Source organism: Pseudomonas sp. I3-I5, assembly GCF_022699445.1.
GTDB lineage: Bacteria > Pseudomonadota > Gammaproteobacteria > Pseudomonadales > Pseudomonadaceae > Aquipseudomonas > Aquipseudomonas fulva.
Genome location: NZ_CP093940.1, coordinates 3,222,025 through 3,236,976, shown reverse-complemented (window position 1 = coordinate 3,236,976; position 14,952 = coordinate 3,222,025). Strand labels below are relative to the sequence as shown.

Below are 14,952 nucleotides of genomic sequence, written 5' to 3'. Positions count from 1 at the left end.
ACGATCTCAGGTTTCGGACCTTACCCTATGACCACCCAGCGAATCGGTTTTCTCATCTGGCCCAGCACCCGGCCACTGACCCTGGCGCTGGCCGAAGAAGTCCTGCAGGTGGCGCAGCGGGTCCATCCCGATGTGGTGTACGAAACACTGTTCCTGCAGGCCGAAGCCCCGGTCGAAGGCAGCTGGCGCATGCCGGGCGAGCCCTGGAACGGGCGCCTGGAAGGGTGCCACAAGCTGTTTCTGATGGCCGATGAAGCGCCGGGCAACATCGGGGCTGGCCTGTCGACAGCGCTCAAGCAATTGGCCCGAAGCGGCTGCATGATTGGCGGGTTGTCTGCCGGGGTCTATCCACTGGCCATGCTCGGCCTGCTCGATGGCTATCGCGCGGCCGTGCATTGGCGCTGGCAGGACGATTTTGCCGAACGGTTCCCCAAGGTCATCGCCACCAGCCACCTGTTCGATTGGGACCGCGATCGCCTGACGGCCTGCGGCGGCATGGCGGTAACCGACCTGTTGCTGGCAGTGCTGGCCCGGGACCATGGCGCTGAGCTGGCAGGCGCGGTGTCCGAGGAACTGGTGGTCGAGCGTATTCGCGAGGGCGGTGAGCGCCAGCGCATTCCGCTGCAAAACCGGCTGGGCTCGAGCCACCCCAAGCTCACTCAGGCGGTGCTGTTGATGGAAGCCAACATCGAGGAGCCGCTGACCACCGATGAAATTGCCCAGCATGTCTGCGTGTCACGGCGACAGCTCGAGCGCATCTTCAAACAGTACCTGAGCCGGGTGCCGAGCCAGTATTACCTGGAGCTGCGCCTGAACAAGGCACGGCAGATGCTGATGCAGACCAGTAAGTCCATCATCCAGATAGGCCTGTCGTGCGGCTTCTCCTCCGGCCCGCATTTCTCTAGCGCCTACCGCAACTTCTTTGGCGCCACGCCCCGTGAAGACCGCAATCAGCGACGCAACAGCAGCCCGTTCGAACTGAGCTCCGCGCCGGCTGAAAAAGGCTAGTCGACGTGTCAGCGCGGCCGGGCTGCACAACTAGGTGAACACCCGTTCACCCAGCTTCTTCTCTGCCGTACACTGCGCGATTGCGACAGTGTTTGTCGCATTGCCGAAAGCCCGCCCGAATGCCGGTTTTGCGCTGTAACAAGTTGTCGCTTGGCCGCAAGGCCACGCGGTCTTCGTTCCTTACAATCCCCCCATCGCTCGCCACTTTCAGGTCAGCGATCCTCTTCAGGAGACTCAGATGTCCGTTGAGCAAGCCCCGGTGCTACGTGCCGATTTCGATCAGGTCATGGTCCCCAACTATTCCCCGGCGGCCTTCATTCCTGTGCGAGGCGAGGGCTCCCGTGTCTGGGACCAGACTGGCCGCGAATTGATCGACTTTGCCGGTGGCATCGCCGTCAATGCACTGGGTCATTGCCATCCGGCCTTGGTCAAGGCACTGACCGATCAGGCCAATACCCTGTGGCATGTATCCAACGTCTTCACCAACGAGCCGGCCCTGCGCCTGGCTCACAAACTGGTAGAGGCCACGTTTGCCGATCGCGCGTTCTTCTGCAATTCCGGCGCCGAATCCAACGAGGCGGCGTTCAAGTTGGCCCGCCGCGTAGCCCATGATCGCTTCGGCCCTGAAAAGCACGAGATCATCGCAACGCTCAACAGCTTCCACGGCCGCACGTTGTTTACCGTGAGCGTGGGTGGTCAGCCAAAATATTCCGATGGTTTCGGGCCCAAAATCACCGGGATCAGCCACGTGCCCTACAACGACCTGGAAGCGTTGAAAGCGCAGATTTCCGACAAGACCTGCGCTGTCGTGATCGAGCCGATCCAGGGTGAAAGCGGTGTGGTCCCGGCTGACAAGGCCTATCTGGAAGGCGCGCGCGCCTTGTGCGACCAGCACAATGCCTTGCTGATATTCGATGAAGTACAGACCGGTGTCGGTCGTACCGGGTCGCTGTACGCCTACCAGCACTACGGCGTGACGCCCGACATCCTGACCAGCGCCAAGAGCCTGGGCGGCGGCTTCCCGATTGGCGCCATGCTCACTACCAATGACCTGGCCAAGCACCTGGCTGTCGGCACCCACGGTACGACTTACGGGGGCAACCCGCTGGGCTGCGCGGTGGCCTGCGCCGTGCTGGATGTGATCAACACCCCGCAGACCCTGGCGGGCATCAAGGCCAAGCACGAGCGATTCAAGGCCCGTCTGGAGCAGATCGGTCGTGACAATGGGCTGTTCAGTCATGTCCGCGGCGTGGGCCTGCTGATCGGTTGTGTGCTTTCCGAGGCCTGGCAGGGCAAGGCCAAGGACGTGCTCAATGCCGCCGAGAAAGAAGGCGTCATGGTGTTGCAGGCAGGGCCTGACGTGGTGCGTTTTGCCCCTAGCCTGGTTGTCGAAGATGCCGACATCGACGAAGGCCTGCAGCGCTTCGAACGTGCCGTGGTCACCTTGACCCAAGGCTGAGCCGGCTCGCAGGGTTGGCGCCGCGCCGGTTGCAACACCGGCCGGTGAGCCCGGATTCCAACGCAGGCGCCTGGCGCCTGCCTTTTTCACGCGCCGCCATTGGCAGCGCGTTTTCCAAGGAGTGACACCATGCTGGTGATGCGCCCGGCGCAAATGGCTGATCTGAACGAAGTGCAGCGAATGGCTGCGGACAGCCCCATTGGTGTCACCTCGTTGCCGGACGACAGCGCTCGGCTGGGCGACAAGATCGCCGCCTCCGAAACTTCCTTCGCCGCCGAGGTGAGCTTCAACGGCGAGGAACGCTACTTCTTCGTACTCGAAGACAGTGAGACCGGCAAGCTGGCTGGCTGCTCGGCCATCGTTGCCTCGGCAGGCTATTCCGAGCCTTTCTACAGTTTTCGTAACGAAACCTTCGTTCACGCCTCGCGGGAACTGAAGATCCACAACAAGATTCACGTCCTGTCGCTGTGTCACGACTTGACCGGCAACAGTTTGCTGACCAGCTTCTACGTGCTGCCCGAGCTTGTGGGCAGTGGGTGGGCCGAACTCAATTCCCGGGGTCGCCTGCTGTTCATGGCATCGCACCCCGAGCGGTTCGCCGAGTCGGTTGTGACGGAAATCGTAGGCTTCAGCGACGAGCAGGGCGAGTCGCCTTTCTGGGACGCCATCGGGCGCAACTTCTTCGACTTGAGCTACGCCGATGCCGAGCGCCTGTGCGGCCTCAAAAGCCGCACGTTCCTGGCTGAACTGATGCCCCATTACCCTATCTACGTGCCGTTGCTGCCTGACGCTGCGCAGGAAGCCATGGGCCAGGTGCACCCGCGGGCGCAGATCACATTCGACATCCTCATGCGCGAAGGCTTCGAAACCGAGCACTACATCGACATCTTCGATGGCGGCCCGACCCTGCATGCCCGTACCTCCGGTATTCGTTCGATTGCACAAAGCCGCGTGGCGCCCGTGAAAGTCGAGCCGGTGGCGGCCCGCGGCACGCGGCCGTACCTGGTCTGCAATGGCCAGCTGCAAGATTACCGTGCCGTGCTGGTGGAATTGGACTGGGTACCTGGCAAGCCCGTCAGCCTGAGCCAGGAGGTGGCCGACGCCCTGGGCGTGGGCGAGGGTGCCAGTGTGCGGCTGGTCGCGGCCTGAGCGCCGACCGCCATCTTGCAGGATTAGCAGAGTTTCGCGCCGGTTGATGCCGCCGCACAAGGAGATAGCATGATCGTTCGTCCTGTACGCAGCAGCGACCTGCCTGCGTTGATCGAATTGGCACGCAGCACCGGCACCACGGGGCTGACCACGCTGCCTGCCAACGAGGAACGCCTGGAGCATCGCGTAGGGTGGGCGGAAAAGAGCTTTCGCGGTGAAGCCGAGCGCGGTGATACCGACTACCTCTTCGTGCTGGAAAACGACGAAGGGCTGGTCGTGGGCATCAGTGCAATCGCTGGCGCCGTAGGCTTGCGCGAGCCTTGGTACAACTACCGCGTCGGGCTCACCGTCAGTGCGTCCCAGGAATTAAAGATCTACCGCGAGATACCCACGCTGTTCCTGGCCAACGACCTGACCGGCAATTCCGAGCTGTGCTCGCTGTTCCTGCGCCATGACTACCGCTCAGGGCTCAATGGTCGGCTGTTGTCCCGGGCGCGCATGTTGTTCATCGCCGAGTTTCCCGAGCTGTTCGGTCAGAAGATCATGGCGGAGATGCGTGGCATGTCCGATGCCCAGGGGCGCTCGCCGTTCTGGGAGAGCCTGGGCCGCCACTTCTTCAAGATGGAGTTCAGCCAGGCCGACTACCTGACGGGTGTGGGCAACAAGTCATTCATCGCCGAGCTGATGCCCAGGTTCCCGCTTTACACCTGCTTCCTGTCCGAAGCGGCGCGCAGCGTGATCGGCCGGGTGCATGCCGACACCGAGCCAGCATTGGCCATGCTCAAGCAGGAAGGCTTCACCTATCAGGGGTACGTGGACATTTTCGACGCAGGGCCTGCCATCGAATGCGACACGGCCCGCATCCGCGCGGTACGCGACAGCCAGACACTGGTACTGGCCATCGGTACGCCTGGTGAGGATGCCACGCCCTTCATCATCCACAACCGTAAGCGCGACGACTGCCGGATCACGGCTGCCCCGGCTCGGCTGGCGGCGGGCACCTTGGTGGTCGACCCGCTGACGGCCAAGCGCCTGCGCATGGGTGCAGGCGACAACGTGCGGGCCGTGCCCCTGTCGGCCGCCCGGGAGGGCCAGTAAATGACCACGCATTACATCGGCGGTAACTGGGTAGCAGGGCGCGGCGAGCACCTGGCATCGCTCAACCCGGTGAGCCAGGCGACCGTCTGGCAAGGTCAAGGGGCTGATGCAGGCCAGGTGCGGACTGCCGTACAGGCCGCGCGCCAGGCGTTCCCCGCCTGGGCGCACATGAGCCTGCAGGGGCGCATCGAGGTGCTGGAACAGTTTGCCGCGCAGCTAAAACAGCATGCCGACGCGCTGGCCTATTGCATTGGTGAGGAAACCGGCAAGCCCTTGTGGGAATCGGCTACCGAAGTCACCAGCATGATCAACAAGGTGGCGATCTCGGTGCAGAGCTACCGTGAACGCACCGGCGAGAAGAGCGGCCCACTGGCTGACGCCACTGCAGTGCTGCGGCACAAGCCACATGGCGTGGTGGCGGTATTCGGACCTTACAACTTCCCCGGTCATTTGCCGAACGGGCATATCGTCCCGGCGCTGCTGGCTGGCAACTGCGTAGTGTTCAAGCCCAGTGAGCTGACGCCCAAGGTGGCCGAGCTGACCGTCAATTGCTGGATTGCCGCCGGCCTGCCTACCGGGGTGTTGAACCTGGTGCAAGGGGGGCGTGACACGGGTGTGGCCTTGGCCGCCGACCCTGGCATCGATGGCTTGTTCTTCACGGGCTCCAGTGGTACTGGCCATCTGCTGCACCAGCAGTTCGCCGGCCGCCCCGACAAGATTCTGGCCCTGGAGATGGGCGGGAACAATGCGCTGGTGGTGGACGAGGTCCAGGACCTCGACGCTGCGGTCTACACCATCGTTCAGTCGGCGTTCATTTCGGCCGGCCAGCGCTGCACCTGCGCGCGCCGACTGCTGGTGCCGCAGGGCCCATGGGGCGATCAGTTGCTGGCGCGGCTGGTTCAGGTGAGCCGCACCCTGGCCGTGGGCGCTTTCGATCAGCAACCAGCCCCATTCATGGGCTCGGTGATTTCTCTGCAGGCGGCGCACGCGCTGCTGGCCGCCCAGGCCGAGCTGATCGCCGGGGGCGGCGTCAGCTTGCTGGAGATGACGCAGCCGCAGCATGACGCCGCCTTGCTGACCCCGGGTATCGTCGATGTCACGGACGTGGCACCGCGCAAGGACGAGGAGTTTTTCGGGCCGCTGTTGCAGGTGCTGCGCTACCCCGATTTCGAGGCGGCCATTGCCGAAGCCAACAACACCCGCTATGGCCTGGCTGCCGGGTTGCTCAGCGACTCCCAGGCCCGCTACGAGCATTTCTGGCTCCACAGCCGCGCAGGCATCGTCAACTGGAACCGCCAGCTTACCGGCGCTGCCAGCAGCGCGCCGTTCGGTGGGGTGGGCGCCAGTGGCAATCACCGGGCAAGCGCCTACTACGCAGCCGACTACTGCGCCTACCCCGTCGCGTCGCTGGAGGCCACCGGCCTGACCTTGCCGGCAACCCTGGCGCCGGGCGTCACACTATAACGATGGTCGGAGCCTTGCCGATGAAAGCATACGAAGTGAATTTTGACGGCCTGGTGGGGCCCACCCACAACTACGGTGGCCTGTCCTACGGCAACGTGGCCTCTCAAAGTAACAGCCACCAGGGGTCCAACCCGCGCGAAGCGGCGCGCCAGGGGCTGGCGAAGATGAAGGCGCTGGCCGACCTTGGCTTCCAGCAAGGGGTGCTGGCGCCTCAGGAGCGCCCCGATGTGGCCGCACTGCGCCAGCTTGGCTTCGCCGGCACCGATGCCCAGGTGATCCAGCGCGCCGCACGGGAGGCCATGCCGTTGCTGGTGGCCAGTTGCTCAGCGTCGAGCATGTGGGTGGCCAACGCCGCGACAGTCAGCCCCAGCGCCGACACGGCCGATGGACGGGTGCACTTCACTGCCGCCAACCTCAACTGCAAATACCATCGCAGTATCGAGCACCCCACCACCAGCCGCGTGCTGGCAGCGATGTTCAGGGACGAGGCGCATTTCAGCCACCATCCCGCCTTGCCGGGCGTCGCCCAATTCGGCGATGAGGGCGCCGCGAACCACACGCGGTTCTGCCACGATTATGGGCAGGCTGGGGTCGAATTTTTCGTCTATGGCCGCAGTGCCTTCGACAACCGTTACCCCGCTCCGCAGAAGTACCCAGCCCGCCAGACCCTCGAGGCGTCCCAGGCCGTGGCCCGCCTGCACGGGCTCAGCGCCGACGCGGTGGTCTATGCTCAGCAGAACCCCGCTGTGATCGATCAAGGTGTGTTTCACAACGATGTGATCGCGGTCGGTAATGGGGAGGTGCTGTTCTACCATGAGGATGCGTTTCTCGACACCGAGGCCGTGCTCACCGAGCTTCGCATCAAGCTGGCCGCCAAGGGCGGTGAGTTGCAGGCCATTTGCGTGCCGCGTGCCACCGTATCGGTAGAAGATGCCGTGCGCTCCTACCTGTTCAATAGCCAGTTGCTCAGCCGCGACGATGGGTCGATGCTGCTGGTGGTGCCGGAAGAGTGCCGCAACAATGAGCGGGTCTGGGCGTATCTGCAGCAGCTTACCCGCCTGAACACGGCGGTGCGGGAGGTGCAGGTGTTCGACCTCAAGCAGAGCATGCAAAACGGCGGCGGGCCGGCTTGCCTGCGCCTTCGCGTGGCCTTGAACGAAACGGAACTGGCGGCGGTGAACCAAGGCGTTATCATGAGCGCCCCGTTGTACGAGACACTGCTGCAGTGGGTCGATCGGCACTACCGCGACCGTCTGGTCGACGCTGACCTGGCCGATCCTCTGTTGTTGCAGGAGTGCCGTACGGCACTGGACGAATTGACCCAGATACTCAAGTTGGGCTCGGTATACCCGTTCCAACGCCAACCTTGAAGAGAGAATTGCAATGACCGACGCCCTGCGCCTGATCCTGGAAGATGAAGACGGCACTCAGCTGGAAACTTCGTGCACGCGCTTTGCCGTGATGTGGCAAGGCAAGGAAGTATGGATCCAGCAGGACGGCCGTGGCCAACTGCTGATCGGGGTGGATGTGGAGGAGGGCGATGCCGAGTATGCCAACCTGCTGCTGCGCCCCCTGGCGACCAACCTGGTCAGCCTGCAACTGGAAATGGAGCCGGCCGACGTGGGCGAAGACGACGACCACGTTCACGGCCCGGACTGCGGCCACCATCACTGAGGACGCCCGCCATGCTCGCCCTTGGCAAACTGCTTGAGCTGACCCTCACCGGCCATGAACCGGCCGAGAAGACCCAAGTGACGTCCAGGGGCGTGCGCCTTCGCTGGCTGGGGCAGGGTGCCCTGGAAGTGAGCCCCAGCGCCGCTGACGACTGCGGCCTGGACCTGTTGCTGTCTGCAGGTATCCACGGCAACGAGACGGCCCCGATCGAGTTGCTCGAACGTTTGCTGCATGGCGTTGCGCGCGGGGATATCGTGCCCAGGGCGCGCGTGCTGTTCCTGTTCGGCAACCCGGCGGCCATCATCAAGGGTGAGCGGTTCATCGAACAGGACATCAACCGCCTGTTCAATGGCCGCCACGAGCAGTCCAGCGGGCCGGAGGCGTTGCGCGCTGCGGAGCTCGAACAGTTCGCACGGGTCTTCTTCAGCAAGCCTGGGCGTAGTCGCCTGCACTACGACCTGCACACGGCCATTCGAGGCTCCAGGATCGAGCAGTTCGCGCTGTATCCCTTCAAGCAAGGACGTGCGCATTCCCGGCGCGAACTGGCCCGCCTGGCAGCAGCGGGCATGGAGGCGGTACTGCTGCAGTGCAAGCCTTCAATCACGTTCAGTGCGTTTACCTACGAGCAGCTCGACGCCGAGGCCTTTACCCTTGAGCTGGGCAAGGCCCGCCCCTTTGGCCAGAACGACGCGGTGAATCTCGACAAGCTCGAAGCCCGGCTAGTGCGCATCCTTCAAGCCACCGAGCCCGATGACGACGTGTCGCTTGAGGGGTTGCAGTTGTTCAGCGTGGCGCGTGAGGTCATCAAGCACAGCGATGGTTTCCGCTTGCACCTGCCAGCAGACATCCAGAATTTCTCCCCGCTGAACAAGGGCTACCTGCTGGCCGATGACCTTGCCGGCGTGCGCTGGGTGATCGAAGAGGAGGGCGCACGGATCATCTTCCCCAACCCCAAGGTTCGCAATGGCCTCAGGGCGGGCATCATCGTGGTACCTGATGACGGTGAAAACCTGGCCTGAGCCCTAGATGTCGATATCCAGAGCCGGTACCAGTACGCTTGGGGTCAAGGCTTCGTATGCGTCCTGCAGCAGCCTGGCAAGTGCAGTCAGGCCGTCCAGGCCCTTGGCTTGGTAAGGGTCGTACAGTACAGCGGTGTAGGCACCGGGTAGCAAATGGGCGTATCTGGCTGGGATGACGCGGCTCAGGTCGAAGCCTGGTCCCTGCTGCGCCGGGCCTGCATGGCATTGCATGAGCACGATGTCGGGCACATCGGCATAGCCCTGGCGGGCAGCATCCAATGCCCTCTTCAACTCTGGGTAACCCGACAGCAGTGCGAGCTGCTCATACACCCGGTTCTGGAATTGCGGTGTGCCGTAGATGAACAGGTGGTCGATGGCAGTGGTTTCGAACCGCGCATCAGCGCTGGCATTGGCATCCACGCGCAGTGTGCCGTCGGCATTATCGGCCAGCCCCGCTGGAATCTCCTGGCCACTGAACAGCAGATGCACACGCTGATCGGGTGTGGACCTGTTCAGTCTCAGCGGCGCGCCGTCTATTTCCAGATCCAGGCCGCATTCCTGGTTCAGGCTAACATTCACCGTATCGAGCCAGACCTGGATTTCATCGACGGTGCCTACCTTCACGTTGTCGTCGAATGCCTCGATCACCCTTCGTTGGATGTTGAGCTGGCCAGCCGAATAGAGTTTGTACAGCTCGTAATCAAAATAGACGCGAGACCCCAGACGTTCTTCGCCGTCTGTGGTGTCGTAGGCTAACGCTTCGTCCAGTTCCCCGAAGCTCAAGCGCTCACTATTGTCGCCGCCGTCGATATTGACGGTTTGGGTTACTGCAGTCATGGGCATGATCTCCTGTTCAAGAGCATTCACGCTAAGGCTGCCGGGCTTGCTGGGTGCGGTAGTTATTTAGGCTTGGCCGACGCTGTATTCAATGAGCCGGTGATACGCAGGGGTGCGTGGCTAATTCTGCCAGGACGCTGATTCCCGGGGCTCAGGCCGCCTGTCGGGGATACCGGTTGCAGGCAACGGTTTCAGGAGTTGCCAGTTGGGAAGCCGGGGATTTAGCATCAGGCGTGATGAATGATTGATGCGTTTGACGCTGCCAATAGCCGATTCGGCCATTTCAATAGCACAAACTCACTGCACCAAGCCTGCAGGCCCGATATAATGCGGCCCTTTGCCGTCGTTTCGTCGACGCTTTGCCCTGATGGGCCGCCGTTTCCGTGGAAGATCCTATGAAAAGCGCAGAAATCCGTGAAGCCTTCCTTCGCTTCTTCGAAGAACAGGGGCATACCCGAGTCGCGTCCAGTTCGCTGATTCCGAACAACGACCCGACCCTGTTGTTCACCAATGCCGGCATGAACCAGTTCAAGGACTGTTTCCTCGGAGCGGAGAAGCGCGCCTATACCCGTGCTGTCAGCAGCCAGAAGTGCGTGCGCGCCGGTGGCAAGCACAATGACCTGGAAAACGTCGGTTACACCGCACGTCACCATACCTTCTTCGAAATGCTGGGCAACTTCAGCTTCGGTGATTATTTCAAGCGCGACGCCATCACCTTCGCCTGGACCTTTCTGACGTCGGAGAAGTGGCTGAACCTGCCCAAGGACAAGCTCTGGGTCACGGTCTATGCCACCGACGACGAAGCCTACGATATCTGGACCAAGGAAGTGGGCGTGCCGGCTGAGCGCATGGTCCGCATCGGCGACAACAAGGGCGCACCCTACGCGTCGGACAACTTCTGGACCATGGGCGACACAGGCCCATGCGGGCCGTGCACCGAGATCTTCTATGACCACGGCGCAGACATCTGGGGTGGCCCGCCCGGGTCGCCCGAAGAAGACGGCGACCGTTACATCGAGATCTGGAACAACGTGTTCATGCAGTTCAACCGTACCGCCGACGGCGTGCTGCACCCGCTGCCGGCGCCGTCGGTCGATACCGGCATGGGCCTGGAGCGCATCAGCGCCGTGCTGCAGCACGTGCATTCGAACTACGAGATCGACCTGTTCCAGAACCTGCTGTCAGCGGCGGCCACGGCCATCGGTTGTACCAACGAGGGGCAGGCCTCGCTGAAAGTGGTGGCCGACCACATCCGCTCCTGCGGCTTCCTGATTGCCGACGGCGTGTTGCCTTCGAACGAAGGCCGTGGCTATGTGCTGCGCCGCATCATTCGTCGTGCTTGCCGTCACGGCAACAAGCTGGGCGCCAAGGGCAGCTTCTTCTACCAGATCGTCGCCGCGCTGGTCGCCGAGATGGGTGAAGCGTTCCCTGAGCTGGGTAGCCAGCAGGCGCACATCGAACGTGTGCTCAAGGCCGAAGAAGAACAGTTCGCCAAGACACTTGAGCAGGGTCTGCGGATCCTCGAGCAGGACCTGGCCCAGTTGCAGGGCAGCGTGGTGCCGGGCGATGTGGTGTTCAAGCTCTATGACACCTACGGCTTCCCCATGGACCTCACTGCCGACATCGCCCGTGAGCGCGAGCTCACCATCGACGAGGCCGGTTTCGAGCGTGAAATGGAAGCCCAGCGCGAACGTGCACGCTCTGCCAGCGCGTTCGGCATGGACTACAACAGCCTGGTCAAGGTCGACAGTGCGACCGAGTTCCTGGGTTATGAGGCCACCGAAGCCTCGGCCAGGATCATCGCGCTGTACCACGATGGCCAGCCTGTGGACCAACTGGGCGAGGGCCAGGAAGGTGTGATCGTGCTCGATCGCACCCCGTTCTACGCCGAGTCCGGTGGCCAGGTGGGCGACTCCGGTTACATCCAGGCAGGTTCGGCGCGCTTTGACGTGCGGGACACCACCAAGACCGGTGGCGCCTTCCTGCATCACGGTGTGGTCGCCACCGGTGCGCTGGTCGTAGGCTCTCCGGTACAGACCAAGGTCGATGCCGACGTGCAGCACGCCACCGCCCTGAATCACTCGGCGACCCACCTGCTGCATGAAGCCTTGCGCCAGGTGCTGGGCGAGCATGTGCAGCAGAAAGGCTCGCTGGTGGACAGCCAACGCCTGCGCTTCGACTTCAGCCACTTCGAAGCGGTGAAGCCTGAGCAACTGAAGGCGCTGGAAGACATCGTCAACCGCGAAGTGCGCCGCAACACGCCTGTGCAAACCGAGTTGACCGACATCGAGACGGCCAAAGCCAAGGGTGCCATGGCCCTGTTCGGCGAGAAATACGGCGATACGGTGCGCGTGCTGACCATGGGTGGCGACTTTTCGGTGGAGCTGTGCGGGGGCATTCATGCCAAGCGCACAGGCGACATCAGCGTCTTCAAGATCATCAGCGAAGGCGGCGTGGCGTCGGGCGTGCGTCGTATCGAGGCCGTGACCGGTGCCGCTGCGCTGGCATATTTGAACGCTGCCGAGGAGCAGGTCAAGGAAGCTGCGCAACTGGTCAAAGGTAATCGCGACAACCTGATCGACAAGCTGTCGGCTGTGCTCGAGCGCAACCGCCAGCTGGAGAAGCAGCTCGAGCAGCTGCAGGCCAAGGCCGCCAGTGCCGCCGGGGATGATCTCTCCAACGCGGCTGTGGCGGTCAAGGGTGCCAAGGTGCTTGCCGCCCGTGTAGACGGGCAGGATGGCAAGGCCTTGCTCGCCCTGGTCGATCAGCTTAAGAACAAGCTCGGCCATGCAGTGATCCTGCTGGGCAGCGAGCATGAGGGCAAGGTCGTGCTGGTGGCCGGCGTGACCAAAGACCTCTCCAGCCAACTCAAGGCTGGCGATCTGATGAAGCAAGCCGCTGCGGCAGTGGGTGGCAAGGGCGGCGGGCGTCCGGACATGGCGCAGGGGGGCGGCGTCGACGTCGCGGCCCTGGATCAGGCCCTGGCGCTTGCCGTGCCGTTCGCAGAGCAGGGACTTTGAGATGAAGGGCAGGGTGGCTTGAGCGCGATTGGCGTTCATGGCCCTGCTGGGGTGAGTTTTCCTGCCCTTCAGGTTGGATTGTTTTTTGGGGCCCTGTATGGGCTGAGGCACCATTGAAATGGCGTTGATCGTACAGAAATTTGGCGGCACCTCTGTCGGTTCCATCGAGCGGATCGAGCAGGTAGCCGACAAGGTCAAGAAGCACCGTGAGGCAGGCGACGACCTGGTGGTCGTGCTGTCTGCCATGAGCGGCGAAACCAATAGACTGATCGACCTGGCCAAGCAGATCAGCGAGCATCCGGTTCCGCGCGAACTGGATGTGATCGTGTCCACGGGCGAGCAGGTCACCATCGCGCTGTTGGCCATGGCATTGACCAAGCGCGGTGTACCTGCCGTGTCGTACACCGGCAACCAGGTGCGCATCCTGACCGACAGTGCGCACAACAAGGCGCGCATCCTGCAAATTGATGACCAGAAAATCCGCGCTGACCTCAAGGCCGGGCGCGTGGTAGTGGTGGCGGGCTTTCAGGGTGTGGATGAGCACGGCAATATCACCACCCTTGGCCGAGGTGGCTCCGACACTACGGGTGTTGCCCTGGCCGCTGCGCTCAAGGCGCAGGAATGCCAGATCTACACCGATGTCGATGGCGTCTATACCACTGACCCTCGCGTCGTGCCGCTGGCACGACGCCTGGAGAAGATCACCTTCGAAGAGATGCTGGAAATGGCCAGCCTCGGTTCCAAGGTGCTGCAGATCCGCTCGGTGGAATTCGCCGGCAAGTACAACGTCCCGCTGCGCGTGCTGCACAGCTTCAAGGAGGGTCCGGGTACCCTCATTACCATCGATGAAGAGGAATCCATGGAACAGCCGATCATTTCCGGTATCGCCTTCAACCGTGATGAAGCCAAGCTGACCATCCGCGGCGTACCGGACAATCCGGGCGTGGCGTTCAAGATTCTCGGCCCGATCAGTGCATCGAACATCGAAGTGGACATGATCGTGCAGAACGTGGCGCACGATAACACCACCGATTTCACCTTCACCGTACAGCACAACGAATACGAGAAGGCCCAGAGCGTGCTGCAGAACACCGCGCGCGAGATCGGTGCCCGCGAAGTGATCGGTGATACCAAGATCGCCAAGGTTTCCATCGTCGGTGTGGGCATGCGTTCGCACGCCGGCGTTGCAAGCCGCATGTTCGAAGCGCTGGCCAAAGAGAGCATCAACATCCAGATGATCTCCACCTCCGAGATCAAGGTATCGGTCGTGATCGAGGAGAAGTACCTGGAACTGGCGGTGCGCGCCCTGCACACCGCCTTCGAGCTCGACGCCCCGGCTCGACAGAGCGAGTAAGGCCCTGCCTGGGAGGGCGCGGCTTGCCGCGCCCTTCGCGTTTCTGCTCGTTGCGCAGGCTCCGTCCAGGCCTGTGTATTAAGCATTACAGCCCGTGTCGGCGTCCACGACTGGGCTGAAACCCCAAAAGACTGTTACCCCTGAATGTTTTGCGTAAGGAGAAAGCTATGTTGATTCTGACTCGTCGCTGTGCGGAGAGCCTGATCATTGGCGATGGCGAGATCACCGTGACGGTGCTCGGCGTCAAAGGAAACCAGGTACGTATCGGCGTCAGCGCGCCAAAAGAAGTGGCTGTTCACCGCGAGGAAATCTACCTGCGGATCAAGAACGAGAAGGACGAGGAGCCAAGCCTTTAATTCTTTTGAAGTTTTTTTCAAAAAAAGGGTTGCAGACGAGGAAGAACCTGTTTAATATTCGCCTCGTGTTGCGGTGAGGTGGCCGAGTGGCCGAAGGCGCTCCCCTGCTAAGGGAGTATACCTCATAAGGGTATCGGGGGTTCGAATCCCCCCTTCACCGCCATTATTCGCTTAGGTTGCTGTAAGTTGTAAGAACGCTAAGTAGTTGATTTTAAACGAAAAAGTTCTTGCAAAAATGTTTCAGCAACCTATAATGCGCGGCAAGACACGGACTCATAGCTCAGCTGGATAGAGTACTCGGCTACGAACCGAGCGGTCGCAGGTTCGAATCCTGCTGAGTCCGCCACTTTTGAAGTGGCTTTGTTATCAAGGCTGTTTCAAGAAACCAGTGGTAACCTGGTCTAAAACTACCAAACGGACTCATAGCTCAGCTGGATAGAGTACTCGGCTACGAACCGAGCGGTCGCAGGTTCGAATCCTGCTGAGTCCGCCACTTTCGAAGTGGTTTTGTTAT

General features: G+C 62.0%; 12 protein-coding genes and 3 tRNA genes. 14 read left to right on the top strand and 1 reads right to left on the bottom strand.

What is annotated here, in order from left to right:
* Positions 1–27 precede the first annotated feature (27 nt).
* The 8 genes from argR (at position 28) to astE (ending at position 8,871) form a co-directional block, all read left to right on the top strand.
* A complete protein-coding gene (gene argR, locus MOP87_RS14360; RefSeq protein WP_023533814.1) occupies positions 28–1,008 on the top strand; it encodes a transcriptional regulator ArgR in 981 nt (326 codons plus the stop codon).
* A 238-nt stretch (positions 1,009–1,246) separates the two neighbouring features.
* Positions 1,247–2,467, top strand: coding sequence for an aspartate aminotransferase family protein (locus tag MOP87_RS14355; protein ID WP_028688027.1), 1,221 nt, complete (start codon positions 1,247–1,249; stop codon positions 2,465–2,467).
* Between the two features lie 129 nt (positions 2,468–2,596).
* Positions 2,597–3,616, top strand: coding sequence for an arginine/ornithine succinyltransferase subunit alpha (gene aruF / locus MOP87_RS14350; RefSeq protein ID WP_027915916.1), 1,020 nt, complete (start codon positions 2,597–2,599; stop codon positions 3,614–3,616).
* A 69-nt stretch (positions 3,617–3,685) separates the two neighbouring features.
* Entirely contained in the window at positions 3,686–4,714 is a 1,029-nt protein-coding gene (gene astA, locus MOP87_RS14345; protein WP_023533743.1) for an arginine N-succinyltransferase, read from the top strand.
* Positions 4,715–6,178 carry a succinylglutamate-semialdehyde dehydrogenase gene (gene astD, locus MOP87_RS14340; RefSeq protein ID WP_027915917.1) on the top strand — a complete coding sequence of 488 codons (1,464 nt, stop codon included), beginning with the start codon at positions 4,715–4,717 and terminating at the stop codon, positions 6,176–6,178.
* Positions 6,179–6,198: 20 nt separating this feature from the next.
* Complete coding sequence (gene astB, locus MOP87_RS14335) at positions 6,199–7,548, top strand: N-succinylarginine dihydrolase (RefSeq protein ID WP_242809714.1); 1,350 nt, start codon at positions 6,199–6,201, stop codon at positions 7,546–7,548.
* A gap of 13 nt (positions 7,549–7,561) precedes the next feature.
* A complete protein-coding gene (locus MOP87_RS14330) occupies positions 7,562–7,852 on the top strand; it encodes a type IIA topoisomerase (DNA gyrase/topo II, topoisomerase IV), A subunit (protein ID WP_023533754.1) in 291 nt (96 codons plus the stop codon).
* A gap of 11 nt (positions 7,853–7,863) precedes the next feature.
* Positions 7,864–8,871 (top strand): succinylglutamate desuccinylase, encoded by a 1,008-nt coding sequence (astE, locus tag MOP87_RS14325; RefSeq protein ID WP_027915919.1) that lies wholly within the window; start codon positions 7,864–7,866, stop codon positions 8,869–8,871.
* A 3-nt stretch (positions 8,872–8,874) separates the two neighbouring features.
* On the opposite strand, the gene MOP87_RS14320 is transcribed toward astE, so the two are convergent.
* On the bottom strand, positions 8,875–9,708 hold the full coding sequence (locus MOP87_RS14320; RefSeq protein WP_110607039.1) for a hypothetical protein: 834 nt from the start codon (positions 9,706–9,708) through the stop codon (positions 8,875–8,877).
* Between the two features lie 395 nt (positions 9,709–10,103).
* On the opposite strand from MOP87_RS14320, the gene alaS reads away from it, so the two are divergent.
* From alaS to MOP87_RS14290, 6 genes are all read left to right on the top strand, one after another.
* Positions 10,104–12,728 carry an alanine--tRNA ligase gene (gene alaS, locus MOP87_RS14315; RefSeq protein ID WP_028688023.1) on the top strand — a complete coding sequence of 875 codons (2,625 nt, stop codon included), beginning with the start codon at positions 10,104–10,106 and terminating at the stop codon, positions 12,726–12,728.
* A 118-nt stretch (positions 12,729–12,846) separates the two neighbouring features.
* Complete coding sequence (locus MOP87_RS14310; RefSeq protein WP_023533761.1) at positions 12,847–14,082, top strand: aspartate kinase; 1,236 nt, start codon at positions 12,847–12,849, stop codon at positions 14,080–14,082.
* 167 nt (positions 14,083–14,249) lie between these two features.
* Positions 14,250–14,438 (top strand): carbon storage regulator CsrA, encoded by a 189-nt coding sequence (gene csrA, locus MOP87_RS14305; RefSeq protein WP_023533771.1) that lies wholly within the window; start codon positions 14,250–14,252, stop codon positions 14,436–14,438.
* Between the two features lie 72 nt (positions 14,439–14,510).
* Positions 14,511–14,601, top strand: a tRNA-Ser gene (locus MOP87_RS14300).
* 106 nt (positions 14,602–14,707) lie between these two features.
* A tRNA-Arg gene (locus MOP87_RS14295) sits at positions 14,708–14,784 on the top strand.
* 70 nt (positions 14,785–14,854) lie between these two features.
* Positions 14,855–14,931, top strand: a tRNA-Arg gene (locus MOP87_RS14290).
* The last annotated feature ends 21 nt before the right edge of the window (positions 14,932–14,952 follow it).

Excerpts from the sequence above, each read along its gene's own strand:
- argR (WP_023533814.1), top strand. The coding sequence starts at position 28 with ATGACCACCCAGCGAATCGGTTTTCTCATCTGGCCCAGCACCCGGCCA.
- MOP87_RS14355 (WP_028688027.1), top strand. The coding sequence starts at position 1,247 with ATGTCCGTTGAGCAAGCCCCGGTGCTACGTGCCGATTTCGATCAGGTC.
- aruF (WP_027915916.1), top strand. The coding sequence starts at position 2,597 with ATGCTGGTGATGCGCCCGGCGCAAATGGCTGATCTGAACGAAGTGCAG.
- astA (WP_023533743.1), top strand. The coding sequence starts at position 3,686 with ATGATCGTTCGTCCTGTACGCAGCAGCGACCTGCCTGCGTTGATCGAA.
- astD (WP_027915917.1), top strand. The coding sequence starts at position 4,715 with ATGACCACGCATTACATCGGCGGTAACTGGGTAGCAGGGCGCGGCGAG.
- astB (WP_242809714.1), top strand. The coding sequence starts at position 6,199 with ATGAAAGCATACGAAGTGAATTTTGACGGCCTGGTGGGGCCCACCCAC.
- MOP87_RS14330 (WP_023533754.1), top strand. The coding sequence starts at position 7,562 with ATGACCGACGCCCTGCGCCTGATCCTGGAAGATGAAGACGGCACTCAG.
- astE (WP_027915919.1), top strand. The coding sequence starts at position 7,864 with ATGCTCGCCCTTGGCAAACTGCTTGAGCTGACCCTCACCGGCCATGAA.
- MOP87_RS14320 (WP_110607039.1), bottom strand. The coding sequence starts at position 9,708 with ATGACTGCAGTAACCCAAACCGTCAATATCGACGGCGGCGACAATAGT.
- alaS (WP_028688023.1), top strand. The coding sequence starts at position 10,104 with ATGAAAAGCGCAGAAATCCGTGAAGCCTTCCTTCGCTTCTTCGAAGAA.
- MOP87_RS14310 (WP_023533761.1), top strand. The coding sequence starts at position 12,847 with ATGGCGTTGATCGTACAGAAATTTGGCGGCACCTCTGTCGGTTCCATC.
- csrA (WP_023533771.1), top strand. The coding sequence starts at position 14,250 with ATGTTGATTCTGACTCGTCGCTGTGCGGAGAGCCTGATCATTGGCGAT.